Origin of the sequence: Deinococcus marmoris (assembly GCF_001949125.1) — a bacterium.
In the GTDB taxonomy this organism is placed as follows: Bacteria; Deinococcota; Deinococci; order Deinococcales; family Deinococcaceae; genus Deinococcus; species Deinococcus marmoris_A.
Genome location: NZ_MSTI01000164.1, coordinates 1 through 14644 on the forward strand (window position 1 = coordinate 1; position 14644 = coordinate 14644).

Annotated in this window: 17 protein-coding genes; 10 read left to right on the forward strand and 7 right to left on the reverse strand. The window is 64.3% G+C overall.

The features are described from left to right. Positions 1 to 78: 78 nt before the first annotated feature. Together BOO71_RS23700 and vapC are read left to right on the forward strand one after the other, a co-directional pair. A complete protein-coding gene (locus BOO71_RS23700; RefSeq protein WP_075836722.1) occupies positions 79 to 330 on the forward strand; it encodes an antitoxin in 252 nt (83 codons plus the stop codon). Between the two features lie 3 nt (positions 331 to 333). Further along, positions 334 to 744 carry a type II toxin-antitoxin system tRNA(fMet)-specific endonuclease VapC gene (gene vapC, locus BOO71_RS23705; RefSeq protein ID WP_075836723.1) on the forward strand — a complete coding sequence of 137 codons (411 nt, stop codon included), beginning with the start codon at positions 334 to 336 and terminating at the stop codon, positions 742 to 744. A gap of 3 nt (positions 745 to 747) precedes the next feature. On the opposite strand, the gene BOO71_RS23710 is transcribed toward vapC, so the two are convergent. Beyond that, positions 748 to 936 carry a DUF433 domain-containing protein gene (locus tag BOO71_RS23710; protein WP_075836724.1) on the reverse strand — a complete coding sequence of 63 codons (189 nt, stop codon included), beginning with the start codon at positions 934 to 936 and terminating at the stop codon, positions 748 to 750. A 66-nt stretch (positions 937 to 1002) separates the two neighbouring features. Here BOO71_RS23710 and BOO71_RS23715 point away from each other — a divergent pair, with 66 nt between their 5' ends. From BOO71_RS23715 to BOO71_RS27390, 4 genes are all read left to right on the forward strand, one after another. Further along, the gene (locus tag BOO71_RS23715) at positions 1003 to 1197 is read left to right on the forward strand and encodes a hypothetical protein (RefSeq protein ID WP_075836725.1); all 195 of its coding nucleotides are present in this window, start codon (positions 1003 to 1005) and stop codon (positions 1195 to 1197) included. Between the two features lie 12 nt (positions 1198 to 1209). Further along, positions 1210 to 1413, forward strand: a complete 204-nt coding sequence (locus tag BOO71_RS23720; protein WP_075836726.1) for a hypothetical protein — start codon at positions 1210 to 1212, stop codon at positions 1411 to 1413. Further along, positions 1397 to 1810: a DUF6036 family nucleotidyltransferase gene (locus tag BOO71_RS23725; RefSeq protein WP_175607523.1), complete on the forward strand. Its 414-nt coding sequence runs from the start codon at positions 1397 to 1399 to the stop codon at positions 1808 to 1810. Before BOO71_RS23720 ends, BOO71_RS23725 begins: the two co-directional genes overlap by 17 nt. 153 nt (positions 1811 to 1963) lie before the next feature. Then, positions 1964 to 2497 (forward strand): hypothetical protein, encoded by a 534-nt coding sequence (locus BOO71_RS27390; RefSeq protein WP_139323167.1) that lies wholly within the window; start codon positions 1964 to 1966, stop codon positions 2495 to 2497. A gap of 3 nt (positions 2498 to 2500) precedes the next feature. Here the strand turns inward: BOO71_RS27390 and gcvP are convergent, their stop codons facing one another. From gcvP to BOO71_RS23745, 4 genes are all read right to left on the reverse strand, one after another. Then, the gene (gene gcvP, locus BOO71_RS23730; RefSeq protein ID WP_075836728.1) at positions 2501 to 5368 is read right to left on the reverse strand and encodes an aminomethyl-transferring glycine dehydrogenase; all 2868 of its coding nucleotides are present in this window, start codon (positions 5366 to 5368) and stop codon (positions 2501 to 2503) included. A gap of 236 nt (positions 5369 to 5604) precedes the next feature. Next, entirely contained in the window at positions 5605 to 5967 is a 363-nt protein-coding gene (gcvH, locus tag BOO71_RS23735; protein ID WP_075836729.1) for a glycine cleavage system protein GcvH, read from the reverse strand. A gap of 58 nt (positions 5968 to 6025) precedes the next feature. Beyond that, a complete protein-coding gene (gcvT, locus tag BOO71_RS23740; protein ID WP_075836730.1) occupies positions 6026 to 7111 on the reverse strand; it encodes a glycine cleavage system aminomethyltransferase GcvT in 1086 nt (361 codons plus the stop codon). Positions 7112 to 7242: 131 nt separating this feature from the next. Continuing rightward, a complete protein-coding gene (locus BOO71_RS23745; RefSeq protein WP_175607524.1) occupies positions 7243 to 7911 on the reverse strand; it encodes a PIG-L deacetylase family protein in 669 nt (222 codons plus the stop codon). Positions 7912 to 7973: 62 nt separating this feature from the next. On the opposite strand from BOO71_RS23745, the gene BOO71_RS23750 reads away from it, so the two are divergent. Genes BOO71_RS23750 through BOO71_RS23765 form a run of 4 tightly spaced genes read left to right on the forward strand, consistent with a single transcriptional unit; the run spans position 7974 to position 11638 of the window. Next, positions 7974 to 8975, forward strand: a complete 1002-nt coding sequence (locus BOO71_RS23750) for a GNAT family N-acetyltransferase (protein WP_075836780.1) — start codon at positions 7974 to 7976, stop codon at positions 8973 to 8975. After that, positions 8972 to 9940, forward strand: coding sequence for a GNAT family N-acetyltransferase (locus BOO71_RS23755; protein WP_075836732.1), 969 nt, complete (start codon positions 8972 to 8974; stop codon positions 9938 to 9940). The genes BOO71_RS23750 and BOO71_RS23755 overlap by 4 nt, the downstream gene beginning before the upstream one ends. A gap of 57 nt (positions 9941 to 9997) precedes the next feature. Beyond that, positions 9998 to 10675 carry an arginase gene (locus BOO71_RS23760; RefSeq protein WP_075836733.1) on the forward strand — a complete coding sequence of 226 codons (678 nt, stop codon included), beginning with the start codon at positions 9998 to 10000 and terminating at the stop codon, positions 10673 to 10675. Positions 10676 to 10723: 48 nt separating this feature from the next. After that, positions 10724 to 11638, forward strand: coding sequence for a carbohydrate kinase family protein (locus BOO71_RS23765; RefSeq protein ID WP_075836734.1), 915 nt, complete (start codon positions 10724 to 10726; stop codon positions 11636 to 11638). Between the two features lie 53 nt (positions 11639 to 11691). On the opposite strand, the gene BOO71_RS23770 is transcribed toward BOO71_RS23765, so the two are convergent. Both BOO71_RS23770 and BOO71_RS23775 read right to left on the reverse strand, forming a co-directional pair. After that, positions 11692 to 13047, reverse strand: coding sequence for an HD-GYP domain-containing protein (locus BOO71_RS23770; protein WP_368482894.1), 1356 nt, complete (start codon positions 13045 to 13047; stop codon positions 11692 to 11694). A 381-nt stretch (positions 13048 to 13428) separates the two neighbouring features. Then, positions 13429 to 14463, reverse strand: a complete 1035-nt coding sequence (locus tag BOO71_RS23775; RefSeq protein WP_075836735.1) for a response regulator — start codon at positions 14461 to 14463, stop codon at positions 13429 to 13431. Positions 14464 to 14644: the final 181 nt, after the last annotated feature.

A 14644-nucleotide genomic window follows, 5' to 3' on the forward strand; every position in this document is an offset into this window, starting at 1 on the left:
GGTGGGCTTGCAGGGTGGCTCTGGCCCTGGCTGACGACTTTACCCGGTATATACTCCTGATACCTACCAGGAGACACCATGACCAAGCATCTGCCCGCCCCCACTAGGACCGCCAAGCTGTTTCAGACCGGGCGCAGTCAGGCCGTGCGCTTGCCCAAGGAATACCGTTTTGAGGGCGATGAGGTCATCATCAAGCGCGTGGGCGACGGCGTGTTGCTGCTTCCACGCAACAACGGGTGGAAAAACCTGCTGGCTGCCGTGGAGAAGTTCGACGTGCAGCTTGAGCGCGAGCAGCCGGAAACGCAGGAACGCGACTGGGGCGAGTTCTAGGCCATGTCTAGCCCCACGCATTTTCTGGACACCAACACCTGTATTTACATCATCAACAGGAAGCAGCCGCATGTCGCGCAGGTGTTCCGCCGCTATCAAATCGGGGATATTGCCGTGAGCAGCGTCACGGTGGCGGAGCTGGCTTACGGCGCGGCCAAAAGCGTCCGCAAAGGCACGCGCGAAACCCTACAAGAATTTCTGCTTGACCTGATGATTCTGCCCTTTGATGAGGCGGCAGCCTGGGTATACGGCGATCTTCGCGCCCGCCTTCAAGCCACAGGCCAGACCATTGGCCCCCTTGACCTGCAAATCGCGGCGCACGCCCTGAGCGCAGGCGTCACGCTGGTCACCAACAATACGGGCGAGTTTGCGCGGGTGCCAGGGCTGGAGCTGGAAGACTGGTTCCCGGAGTAGCAGTTAAGGCGAAACTGCCGCGTACTCCAGGCACGCCAGCACATCCTCACGCCCCAGCCGGGGGTAGGCGTCCAGCACATCCTGAATGCTGTCTCCGGCGCTCAGGTGGCCCAGCACAGTTTGAACGCTGATCCGGGTGCCGCTCACGGTGGGCTTGCCGCCGTTAATTTCCGGGTCTATGGCAATGGGCATGGGTGTAGTTTAGCCGTGGACGGCTCGCCTCCCTTGCTGGCACAGGGGCAACCGCTAAACTGACGCATGACCACCGTGCAGATTCCAGACGAGATCGTGCGGCAGTTGATGCTTCTGACGGGAAAGGCCACGCCGGAAGCGGCAGTGATGGTGGCAATTGAATGGTGGCTCAAGGAGCATGGACACGAGGACTGTCTGCGAGAGCGGGCGGCCAAAGCCCCCAAAGTAGACCCCGCCCCCGAATCTCCTCAACCAGCTTGATACACTGTCTCCATGAGCGTTCAGACCGCCAGAATGAACCGCCAGGCCATTGAAGTCACCACCCTGGACGACGTTCAGGAGGACTGGCATTTCTGGCTGACCCGTCCGCCCGCCGAGCGTCTGGAAGCACTGGAACTGCTGAGGCAAATTCACTATGGCTACGATCCAGCTACCACCCGACTTCAGAGAATTCCTGAGCTTGTTGAACACCTTTGAGGTTCGGTATCTGCTGATCGGTGGCTACGCCGTCAACCTTTACGGCTTCGTGCGAACCACGGGCGACATGGATTTTTTTATTGATCTGGAGGCCAGCAATATTCAAAAACTCGTCGCGGCTTACCACGAGTTTGGCGTGGGCAGCGTGGAGGCTGCGCTGTTCCAGCCGGGCAAGATCGTTCGTATGGGTGTGCCGCCCATGCGCCTGGAAGTGCTGAACAGGATCAGCGGCGTGGACTTTGCCGAAGCCTACGCCGAGCGCGAAACCGTTGAGCTGGAGGGGCTGAGCGTGCCAGTCATCAGCCTGCGCCATCTGAGGGCCAACAAAGTCGCCAGCGGCAGGCCGAAAGACCTGGGTGATCTGAGCGAATTGCCGACGGAAGACCCCAACCCCTAGCCCCACCCCTCAACTCCCCCCAAGTCCACGCCAGCCAAGTTCGCGCGTGCCTGAGCTGAAGCCAGGGGACGTGGAGTATTACAAAGCACAGTCCCAGAATCCTATCTATCCTTAAAACATGTTATTGACGTAAAAAAATGATACATTATGTAAATGAGTGCAGATGACTTTTTTGGCTTTCTGGGAAATCTGGCTCTCGGGGTGGCGGGAAGTACGATCTCCACCCTGGTCACGTCCAGATTCACTTGGATAGAACCTCCCCGATTCGCGGCAAGCTCTGAGCGCCCCTCACCTGCCTTTATCTTTATGGGTCACATATTCATATGGCTGATCTTACTCGGCATCCCCTTCCTTGTGGCATTTGTCAGACAAGTTCAAGTAGAAGGCGTGACGGTAAATGCGATTTTCGGAAGCGGATTGAGAATCTACGGACTGGTAGGGGAGTATTTGGATTATCCTACTGTTGACAGTAATGCTTTTTTAAAAACAAATGCAATTGTTTCTATCATTCTCCTGCCCATAATTTCCACTCTTGTTTTTCCATTTTCCTTCTATTTAACAAAGTTTTTATGCTGGTTTCTGCGCAGAAGAGACTTCCATGAACTGCGAATAATGAACTCAGCGATGATTAGTCTTCTCTTTGTCTCCGCAGCGAGTTTAATCTTGTTTCAAGTTGTGAAGATTTAAATCTCAAGCCCCCACCCACTCCTCCATTGGCGGGCAGCTACACACGAAGTTTCTGTCGCCGTACACGTTGTCCACCCGGTTCACGGCGGGCCAGTATTTCCACTGCTTCTGCGCGGCGGTGGGGAAGGCCCCCACTTCGCGGCTGTAGGCCCGGTTCCAGTCCTCGGCCAGCAGGTCTTCCTGCGTGTGTGGCGCGTGCTTCAGCGGGCTGTCCTCGGCCTTGATCAGCCCGTCCTGAACCTCCTGAATCTCGCGGCGGATGCCCAGCATGGCGGCGATAAAGCGGTCCAGCTCCGCCTTCGGCTCGGATTCGGTGGGTTCAATCATCAGCGTGCCGGGAACCGGGAAACTCATGGTGGGGGCGTGGAAGCCGTAGTCCATCAGCCGCTTGGCAATGTCTTCCTCGCCAATGCCGCTGCTGGCCTTGAGGGGCCGGATATCAATGATGCACTCGTGCGCGATCCGCCCGGCCTGCCCGGTGTACAGAATCGGGTACGCGCCGTCCAGTTGCTGCGCGATGTAATTGGCGTTCAGCAGCGCCACGCCGGTGCTTTCGCGCAGGCCCTTCGCGCCCAGCAGCCGGATGTACAGGTACGAGATCGGCAGAATGCTGGCGCTGCCATACGGCGCGGCGCTCACGGCCCCGGTGTGGCTGTCACCCGTGGGAATAACCGAGTGGTTGGGCAAAAAGGGAGCCAGATGCGCCTTGACCCCAATCGGCCCCATGCCCGGCCCGCCGCCGCCGTGCGGAATGGCGAAGGTCTTGTGCAGGTTCAGGTGGCTCACGTCGCTGCCGATCAGCCCCGGCTTGGCCACGCCCACCAGCGCGTTCATGTTTGCGCCGTCCAGATACACCTGCCCGCCGTGCTGGTGGATCAGGTCACAGACTTCGGTCACATTGGCCTCGTAGACGCCATGCGTGCTGGGGTAGGTGATCATCAGCGCGCCCAGATTCTCGCTGTGCTGCTCGGCCTTGGCCTGCAAATCCGCGAAGTCAATGTTGCCCTCGGCGTCGGTCTTGACCACCACCACGCTCATGCCCATCATGGCCGCGCTGGCGGGGTTGGTGCCGTGTGCGCTGGCCGGAATCAGGCAGACGGTGCGGTGGCCCTCATTGTTGCTCTCGTGGTACTTGCGAATGGTCAGCAGGCCCGCGTACTCGCCCTGTGCGCCGCTGTTGGGTTGCAGGCTCACGGCGTCGTAGCCGGTGATGTCGGCCAGCCAGCCTTCCAGCTCGGTCAGCATCTGCGCGTAGCCCTCGGTCTGATCGGCGGGCGCAAACGGGTGCAACTGCCCAAATTCGGGCCACGTCACCGGGATCATCTCGGCGGTGGCGTTCAGCTTCATGGTGCAACTGCCCAGCGGAATCATGCCGTGCGTCAGGCTGTAATCCTTGTTCTCCAGCGTCTTGAGATACCGCAGCATCCCGTGTTCGCTGTGGTGCGTGTTGAACGTGGGGTGCGTCAGGTACTCGGAGCTTCGCCCCAGGTTGGCGGGAATACCGCTCACCGCCCCCGAATCCAGTGCCAGCACGTCCACCGCGTTGCCGGTGATCGCCTCAATAATGTCGGAGAGGTCCGCCACCGTGACCGTCTCATCCAGCGTGAGGCCGATGCGCCCGCCGCCATACCGGAAGTTGATGCCCCGCGCCTCCGCCCGCTCCCGGATGGCCGCCGCGTCGCCCTCAAAGCTCAGCGTGTCAAAGAAGCTGTCGTTGACGGTCATGCCCGCATCATTCAGCGCCTTCGCCACGATTCCGGCCATGCGGTGCGTGCGCTCGGCAATGGTGCGAATGCCCTCCTGCCCGTGGTACACGGCATACGCGGCGGCCATGTTCGCCAGCAGCGCCTGCGCCGTGCAGATGTTGGAGGTGGCCTTCTCGCGCCGGATGTGCTGTTCGCGCGTCTGCATCGCCATCCGCAGGGCCACCTTGCCCTTGCTGTCCTTGCTCACGCCGATCACGCGGCCCGGCATGGAACGCTCAAAGCCCTTCTGGCACGCCAGGAACGCCGCGTGCGGCCCGCCGAAGCCCATCGGCACGCCAAAACGCTGGGCGCTGCCCACCACGATGTCCGCGCCCTGCTCGCCGGGAGGTGTCACCAGGGCGCAGGCCAGCAGATCGGTGGCGACGATCAGTGCCGCCCCCGCCGCGTGAACCTTCTCGGCCACGGGCGACAGATCATGCAGTTCACCGTGCGTGCCGGGAGACTGTGCCAGCACGCCGAACACGCCCTCGGGCAACTCGCCGGACAGTTTGCCCGTCACGATCTCAAACCCGAAGTATTCCGCCCGCGTCTGGATCACGGCCAGCGTCTGCGGGTGAACGTCGTCGGCCACGAAGAACACGTTGCCCTTGCTCTTGCCGCTGCGCTTCGCCAACGTCATCGCTTCCGCCGCCGCCGTCGCCTCGTCCAGCAGGCTGGCGTTGGAGACGGGCATTCCGGTCAGGTCCATCACCATCTGCTGAAAGTTGAGCAGCATTTCCAGCCGCCCCTGCGAGATCTCGGCCTGATACGGCGTGTAGGCCGTGTACCACCCCGGATTCTCCAGCATGTTGCGCCCGATGACCCCCGGCGTGTGCGTCCCCGCGTACCCCATCCCGATGTAGCTGCGGAACACCTTGTTCTTCTGCGCCACGGCCTTCAAGTCGGCCAGCGCCTGCGCCTCGGTCACGCCCGGCCCCGCCGTCAGCTCGCCGTGAAACTGGATGGCCTCCGGCAGCGTGGTCTTGATCAGCTCATCTAGGCTGCCCACACCCAGGCTCTCCAGCATCTGGACCTGCTCGGCGGCGGTGGGGCCAATATGGCGGCGGGTGAAATCGTTGGTGTTCAGCAGTTCGGCCAGTGTTGATTTGGATGGGGGACGGGTCATCGGAGACTCCTTGAAGGGAAAAAGAGAGGGGGAAAGGGCAAACCGTTGGCCGGGCGGGACGCTTCGGTTAACCCCCTCCCCGGCCCTCCCCCATAAAGAGGGAGGGAGAAAAGATATTCAGATACTCAGCCTTTTAGCTCCCCTCGTGGGGGAGGCTGGGACTCGCAGAGCTGCGAAGCAGAGGGGGGGGGCCACCGTGCAGGCCGCAGCGCCCAATCAACCCCTAGAAACTGCTCTTACTCAGCCGTCTCCGCGTACTGCTCGGCGTCCATCAAATCCGCCCCTACCTCGGTCACGTCCATCTTGAACAGCCAGCCGTTCTCATAGGGCGACTCGTTGACCTTCTCGGGGCTGCCGCTCAGCTCTTCGTTGACGGCGGTAATCGTGCCGCTGGCGGGGGCGTAGATGTCGCTGGCGGTCTTGACCGATTCCACCACGGCAATGGTGTCACCCGCCGTGACCTCGCGGCCCACCTCGGGCAGTTCCACGTACACCACGTCGCCCAGTTGATCCTGCGCGAAGTCGGAGATGCCCACGGTGCCGTCGGGGGAAAGCCACTCGTGCGAGGCGGCGTACTTCAGTTCAGAGGGGGTATTCATGGTTGATTCTCCTGTGGAATGGGGGGAAGGACTGTAGGCGGGGGAACGTGCAGTCTTGTTACGCGCCCCGGTAAAAGGGCAGGGCCATGCGCGTGGCGGGGTGCCGCTTGCCGCGCACCTCAACTTCAAAGCTCTCGCTCTCGGCGTGGGCGGCGTCCACCAGCGCCATTGCAATCGGGTGGCCCAGCGTGGGGCTGCTGCTGCCGCTGGTGACGGTACCGACTTGCACGCCGTCCGCGTACACCGGATAGCCCTCGCGCACGGGTACGCGCTCCAGTTTCAGCCCGATCAGCTTCTGCTGCGGCGCGGCGGTGATGTGGGCGCGGCCCAGGTGTTCCTTGTCCTTGACCACCCAGCCGTAGCTGCTGCTCAACGGGTGGATGGTGTCGGAAAACTCGTGGCCGTACAGCGGGAACCCCGCCTCCAGCCGCAGCGTGTCGCGTGCGCCCAGGCCAGCCGGGGCAATGCCTGCTTCCAGCAACTTGTCCCACAGCGTCTCGGCCTGGGAGGCACCCACGAAGACCTCAAAGCCGTCCTCGCCCGTATAGCCAGTGCGGGCCAGCATCACGTCAAAGCCGAACAATTTGGCCGCGAAGTACGCGTTCTTCTTCTTGGCGGCCAGATCGGTGTCGCTGAACGGCTGGAGCAATTCCAGCGTCTTCGGCCCCTGCACGGCCAGCAGCGCCCACTGGTCCGACTCGTTGGACAGCGTCAGGTCATGGCCCGCCAGATGCTTCTGAAGATGCGCCCAGTCCTTGTCGATGTTCCCGGCGTTGACCACCAGCAGGTATTCGTCGGGGGCCACCATGTAGATGTAGATGTCGTCGATCAGGCCGCCCGCCTCGCCCGGCAGCCAGTTGTAATGGGCGCGTCCGGGGCGCAGTTTGCTCACGTCGTTGGTGGTCACGCCCTGCAAGAAGGCCAGCGCACCGGGGCCAGTCGCGCGAAATTCGCCCATGTGCGACACGTCGAACATCCCTGCGCTGTTGCGAACGGCGTCATGTTCGGCCTTGAGGCCCGCGTACTGCACGGGCATATCCCAGCCGCCGAAGGGCACCATCCGCGCCCCGGCCCGCAGGTGGGCGGCGTGCAGCGGCGTGCGCCTCAGCGTCGGTTCTGGCGGGCTATCGGGGGTCTGGGTCACCCTGAAATGGTAGCCGAGTGGGGGGCCGGGCGTCCGGGCGTGCCGGACACTATGGGGGATGTGGGGCGTGATTCATTGCCTGTGGCGTTCAGGCATTTCGGCCTTCAGACAGCGCAGTCCTGCCCTCTCCCTCACTCCACGGCGTAAAACGTTTCCAGCACGATCCGCTCCGGCACCTTGCGGATAAAGTCCACGGTACTCAGGGCCTGGGTGCGGTGGCAAGCGATGGCCTGCAATTTGCGGACCACCCGCGACGCCACGTCATGGCGGATGTTCGGCGGCAGCCACTCGGCCAGCAGATCCTCGTTCTCTGGCGGGGTGTCGCTGGCGTAGTACCACAGTACGGGGCGATCATTCTCCGGCAAGGCGTCCCAGGCGGCTTTCACGGCGCGGTGGGTGGTCACATGGTCCGGGTGGCCGTTGCTGCCGTTGGGCGGAAAGGTCAGCACGGTTTCGGGCCTGTGGCGGGTCATGGCCTCGCGGGCCACCTCGATCAGCGCCTCTAACGGCTGGTCTTTCAGGTACTTGTCGGGAAAGGTGTGCTGCTCGTGGACACTGCCGGGCGTGGTGGTCAGGCCGATCACTTCCAGGCAGGCGGCCAGCTCCACTTCCCGCATGCGGGCCAGTTCCTCCGGCCCCTCGGCCAGCCCCAGCGTGCGGCCCGCCTCGCCGCGCGTCAGGGTGACCAGACCGCAGCGGTGGCCCTCCTCCAGCAGGTTCATCAGCGTGCCGGACGCGCCGTAGACCTCGTCGTCGGGGTGGGGAACGATGATCAGGAACTTCATCCGTGCGTCTGTCATGCCCCGCAGCATAAGCGTGCTGGCGGATGCGTGGCGGAATCGGGCCAGGTCACAATGCCAACATGACCCCTTTCACGCCACGGAACTTCACGCTGCGGGAGTTCCGCAAACCCCAGGATTACGCTGCCGTGGCAGACGTGCTGAACGCCAGCAATCCGTCCTGGCCGCTCACGCCCGAACTGCTCCAGAGCTGGGACGAGGCGCGTGATCCGGCATTGTTTTACACCGAGGTGCTGGCCGAGCAGGGCGGGCGTGTCGTGGGCGCAGGCGGTATCGGCCACGACGACGCTGCCTTCGAGGAATGGCGTTACGGCGGTCAGATGGGGGTTCACCCGGATTTTCGTGGACAGGGCATCGGCACAGCCCTGCACGACGAATTGCTGCGACAGGTCAAGGAACGGGGGGCGCGTGAAATACGAACCATGTCCAGCGACGAGGCCAACGACGCGCCGGGCCGGGCCTTTCTGGAGAAACGCGGCTATATAGCGGCCTGGGAACGCTATGAATCGCGCCTGAACACGGCGGATGTGGACCTCGCCAGATTTGACGCTCTGCTGGCCTCTGTCGCCGCAGACGGCGTGGAATTCCGCTCTCTGACTGAACTGGCGAACGAGCCAGAGCGCAACCGCTGGCTCTACGAACTGGACTGGGAACTGTTTCAGGACGTGCCGATGGGCATGACCCTCACCAAGCGCCCGCTGGAAGCCTGGGTCAAGCAGGAGTTGGAAGACCCCACGCTGGCCCCGGACCTCTCCTTCGTCGCCGTTCGCCCTGGCCTGAATGACCCGCTGACCGGTCCATACATCGGCTACAGCACGCTGGGGCGCAATCCGTCCGGCTTCTATTACATCGGCATGACCGGGGTCAAGCGCGGGGACCGGGGCAAGGGCATGGCGAAGGCGCTGAAGGTGGCGGCCATGCGCGGCCTGAACGCGGCGGGCGGCGGCGAGATCCGCACTTTCAACGATCCGCCCAACGTCGCCATGATCGGCATGAACACGGCGCTGGGCTTTAAACGGACCTCCACCCGCTACCGCTACGAACTGAAACTGGAAGACGTGTGAGCGTCACCGTCCGCCCCGCCACCGACGCTGATGTTCCAGTTCTGGCTGAGTTGATGAGCGGGGCCATTCCGCGCCACCCGGTCACGCCGCAAAGGTGGGCACATGAGGTAGGCGAGTTGCGCGGCCACCCGCTGGGGCTGCATGTGGCGCAGTGGCTGGCCGAGGAAGGCGGCGTGGCGCTGGGTGTGGCACTGGCGCTGCAACTCCCCGGTATCTATCACCCGGACCGCTACTGGGCCGAGGTGCTGGTGCCCCCGCAGCACGGGCGGCGCGGCGTGGGTGGGGCGCTGGCCGGGGTGCTGGAAGGGCATCTGCGGGGGCGCGGGGCGCGTGAACTCCTGTCCGGTGCATACGAGGATCAACCCTGGGCGGTGGCGTTCCTGACCCGGCGTGGATTCTCCGGGGCGCTGCGTTCCTTTGACAACGTGCTGCAACTGACCGACTTTGACGCTTCGGCCTGGGCAGAGGAAGCCAGACTCCCGGACGGTCTGCGCGCCGTTTCGCTGGCCGAACTGGCGGTAGAGGTGGGCATGGACGCCGCGATTGCCGCCTTCCACGCCGCCTTTGCTGAGGTCCGCGAGGACGTGCCGCGCTCCTCGCCGCCCACACCGCATAGCCTGGAGAGCTTCCGTGACCATCTGCTGAACGCCCCCCACTTCTTTCCCGAAGGCATCCTGCTGGCCGTCACGGACGCGGGTGAGGTGGTGGCGCTGTCGGAGTTGGAACGCAAGGGGACGGACCCGGCACGGCTGGACACCGGCCTGATGGGAACGCGGCGGGCGTGGCGGCGGCGCGGGCTGGCGCTGGCGCTGAAGCTGGGGACGTTACGGCTGGCCCAGAGCATGGGCGTCCGTGAGGTCTGGACCGGCAACGCCGATACCAACCTTCCCATGCTGGCGCTGAACGAACGCCTGGGCTACCGGCCCCGGCCCGCGTACCTGGAGATGCGCTGGGGGGGCGTTTGAGTCTGCTGATAGTCGTCAGAAATTCCTTTCCATGCACCGCGCTCCGCTGCTGGTCCCATGCTCCTTAGCATCGACTGGGACGCCTATTCCGGCACGCGCGAGTTTGTCTTTGACGCGCCCATCTGGGGAACCCGTGACCGTGAACAGGACCGTCTGGAAGCATGGCGAGAGCGTGCCCAGAAACGGGGTGGGGGAGAGTGGGCCGCGCTGGCGGAGGATTTTCCCCTGTATCCCGGCTGGCAGGCGTTGGAGCAATACGCTGGAGTTCCCGCCTTTGTCGCCCTGAGTCATGCCGACGCCTGGGCGTGGTTGGAACAGTTTCCAGGGAGAGACGTGCTGAACGTGGATTCCCACCATGACCTCGCCAGCTTCAGCGGGGATGCCACGCGCGTGCGCCCCGGCAACTGGGCGGGCCTGGGCCTGCGCGCGGGCCTGATTCGCCAGTACACCTGTTTGTATCCGCAGTGGCACGCCGAATTGCCTGTCGCGGAAGGCTCCGATCTGGACCGCACCCGCGCCGAACTGCTGCCTCTGCTGCCCCCGGAACTGCTGGACCGCGTAACGCTGAGCCGCGCTCTGCCGCTACCCCCGCCGAGTGAAGTGGATTCGCTGCTCCTCGTCCAATCGCCCGCCTGGACCAATCCCGCCCACGACGCGGAATTTCTGGCTCTCGCCGGGCATCTGAACTGCTCGCCGCTGACCGCTCCCCTGCGCCGCCCACCCTCAGACCCTTAGACCTTTAGACCCCTGGCCCACGCAACCGCGCTAGCCTCGCAATCACCTATGCCACTCCCACTGATCGTAAGCGCCGGAGAAGCCCTGACTGACCTCGTAACTGCCGGGGGACTGGCCTGGACGGCGCATCCGGGCGGAGCGGGCTGGAACGTGGCGCGGGCCTGCGCTGCCCTGGGTGTGCCCAGCGCCTTTGCCGGGGCGGTGGGCCAGGACAACTTCGGGGACGATCTGTTCAGCGCCTCGGAACAGGCCGGGCTGGACCTGCGCTTTCTGCAACGGGTGCCCGCCCCCACGCTGATGGCCGTGGTGTACAGCGCCAACCCGCCCGCCTACCGCTTCCTGGGCGAGAACAGCGCCGATCTGCACTTTGACCCCGCCAAACTCCCCGAAGGCTGGCTTCAGTCCGTCAGATGGCTGCATGTGGGCGGCATCAGCCTGAGCCGCTGGCCGCTGGCCGACACGCTGCTGGCCCTAGTCAGGCAGGCCCGCGCGGCTGGCGTGAAGATCAGCTTTGACCCCAACGCCCGCATCACCCACAGCCACCCCGATTACCCGGCGGTGATGGAGCGCGTGGCCCGCAACTCGGACCTGCTGAAGTTCAGCGACGAGGATCTGGGCTTCTTCTTCCCCGGCACCTCGGAGGCCGGGGCGCTGCAAACCCTGCGTGGCTGGAATCCGCGCGCGCCCATTGTCATCACGCGCGGCTCGGCGGGGGCCAGCCTGTACCACGCGGCGGGCCGGGCCGACTTGCCTGCCTTTCCCGTGCAGGTGGCTGACACGGTGGGCGCGGGCGACGCGCTGTGTGCGGGCCTGCTGGTCTCGGCCACCGAACGCCCGGACGCGCTGTGGACCGAACATCTGGCGCTGGGCCTGAAAGCCGCTGCCGCCGCCTGCGCCCATGCCGGGGCCTACGCACCCACGCGGGCGGATGTGGACGCGCTGGAGTCTTCCGCTCAGTCCTGATTTTTCGGCCAGCTCGGTCAGGCCAGCTCAGTCAGATGGTGGAGAGGGCAGGCTCAGCTCACGATCACGGCGTCGTCCTGCTCGGCCATCATGCGCAGGAAGGCGTCCACGTACTGCGGGTCGAACTGCCGCCCGGCCTGGGCACGAATCTCGGCCATGGCGCGTTCGCGGGTCCAGGCGAGCTTGTAGGGACGGGCGTTGGTCAGTGCGTCGTACACGTCGACAATCGAGAAGACGCGGGCCGTTTCGGGGATGTTCTGGCCGCGCAGGCTGGCCGGATAGCCGGTGCCGTCCCAGCGCTCGTGGTGGTAGCGCACCAGATCCAGCGTCTCGGCGGGCAGGAAGTGCAGGTCCTGAAGCATCTCGTAGCCGATGGTGGTGTGGGTCTGGATGACCTGCCGTTCGCCGGGGTCCAGCGGCCCGCGCTTGTGCAGGATCTGATCGGGAATGGCCAGCTTGCCCAGGTCGTGCAGGTACGCGCCCCAGCGCAGCGCCCGCACCTGTTCCTCGTCCCAGCCCAGGCGGCGGGCCAGACGCAGGCTCATGCTGACCACGCGGGTGGTGTGTCCCCCGGTGTCGTCGTCGCGGCGTTCCAGGGCCGCGCCCAGCGAGCGCAGGGTCAGGTCGTTGGCGTCACGCAGTTCGCGGATGGCGCTCAGTTGCCCCAGTTGCGCGCCCAGCAGTCGGGCGAAGGAGGCCACCACCGAGGTTTCTTCCTCATCGAAGTCCACGTCGGTGTTGCGGGTCAGGATCAGCACGCCCAGGTGGTTGGAGGCCCGCCCGTAGACCGGGGCGACATGGTAACGGCGGCGCTGCGGCTTTTTCAGCAGGTCCAGCGCTTCCTCGGCCACCCAGTGGTCTGCCTGGACGCTGCGGCTGTCGTTGTGGCTGGGGTGGATCGGGCGCTCCAGCAGGGCCTCGTAGGCCCCCTTGGCGGCCAGGATGTACGGCGTGCCCTGGCGGTAGGCCACGAAGGCCAGATTGGGCGCAACCTTCAGCGTACTCAGGATGCCGATCCCGGCGCGGATGATGGCCTGCTCGTCGCGGGCCTCGGCCAGCCGCTCGCTGCCGTTGCGCAGCGCCACCACGGTGTTGCGCTGCCACTCCAGTTCCCGTTCGGTGCCCTGTTCGCGCAGGATGATGTAGCCCAGGCCGCCGATGACCAGCAGTGCGCCCAGCAACTCCTGCACCGTCGCGGTGTGGCCCGGCAATACAAACGAGGCCACAAAGGCCACCACGTAGAGCAGCAGCGCTGCCCAGCGCCAGGTCATGCCCAGGGACCAGGCCCCGATGATGAGCAGCACGCCCGCACCGGCCATCAGACCCGGATAGTGACCGTATGACGCGTAACCCACGGTCCCGGTTCCCAGTAGCAGCAGCAAATAAGACCAGAGGCTGGGAAAAGGCACGTCAGAAGTCTAGCACCGGCATTCTTACAAACTTAATGTTTTTGTGGTGCTTCTCAGCCGTGAAAAGCGCCCCCCAGTCAGGGGGGGGAGAAAAGCACGGAAACCTGTGCAGAAGCTGGAGTGACACCCGAAAAAGTACCGCCGACAGCCTGGGATTGCAGTGGGGGCACGCCAACGGGGCAAGTTGCCAGCGCCCACTGCATGTTTTTTAGGAAACAGACCAGGGCGTTAACCTATTCTAAATATTCTTTTTGGGATCTTCTCGCGATGCGTGGAGATGAACGTTCAGCCCAGAATCTGGAACAGCCTCACGGCCTCGTAGCTGCTTGAGGGCACGGGCCTCTCGATCCAGATCGGCACTGTCATTTCAGATCGGCACTCTCAGTCCAGATCGACGGCCCACCACGCCTCGCGCTGGGCGGCCAGGCGCGCGCGCGGATCGCCGATGGTGTCCAGGGCGCGGGCCAGGCCCTGCCAGTCCAGCTCGCTCATGGGATCGATGGCCAGGGCACGCTGGTGGAACTGGGCAGCGTCCTTGGATTTGCCTGCCTCGGTGGCGGCGCGGGCGGCCAGACTGAGGACGCTCATCTGCTTTTGCTCCAGCCGGGAGCGCACGTCGTCCACCCAGGGGCTGTCTGCGCCGGGCAGAAAGGTGCCGTACTGGCTGGTCAGCTCGCGCATTTCTTCCAGGCCCAGGCTGCCGTGTTCGGCCTGTGTGGCCAGCAGTTCAAAGCGGTACACGTCGTATTCGGGATTCAGGTCACCGGCCAGCGCGTAGCGGCGGTTGGCACTGACCACGGTTTCGCTGCTCAGGCTGCGGCGCAGGCGGTGCAGGGTGGTATGGAACAGCGAACTGGCGCGGGCCTCGTCTTTCTCGGGCCACAGCGCCTCGGCGGCTTCCCAACTGGTGACTTCCTTGTGTTCCAATAAAAAGAAAAACAGTTCCAGCGCCTTGCGGCTGACCCACGACACCGCCCCGCCCTGCCAGACCACCTGCGCGGTGCCCAGCGCCTTGGCCTGCATGCCGCCCTCGGCCTGCACGTTCAGGCCCGCGCGGCGCAAGCGGGCGTCGATGGCCACGGTCAGGTCCTGCGGGGTAAACGGCTTGGGCAGGTAGTCATCCGCGCCCAGGTTCATGCCCCGGCGCACGTCGCCGCGCTCGGCGTGGCTGCTCAGGAGCATGAAGGGAATGGCCGAGAGATGCTCGTGTTCACGCATCTTTTCCAGGAATTCCAGACCCGTCATGTACGGCATCACCACGTCGCTGATCACCAGATCCGGGGTAAAGACCTTGAGGAGTTCCAGCGCCTCCACGGGATGGTTGCTTGTGCGCACCTCATGCCCGGCGCGGCTGAGGATCACGCTGACGAGTTTGAGGATGGCGGCGTCGTCATCCACCACGAGAATCCGGGGCATATGGGCGATTCTAACAGAAGGGTGAGGGAAGCATGGGCGAAGGGCGACAAAGCTTCATCGGTGGGGATCGGTAGAGGCGGTTTTAATCGAATGGGAGGACAAAAACACGCGACCTCATGCCCGGAGTGCATGGCCTGATCTGCGGATGACCCTGGCTGTGCTGCTGCCCAGACAGTCCGGT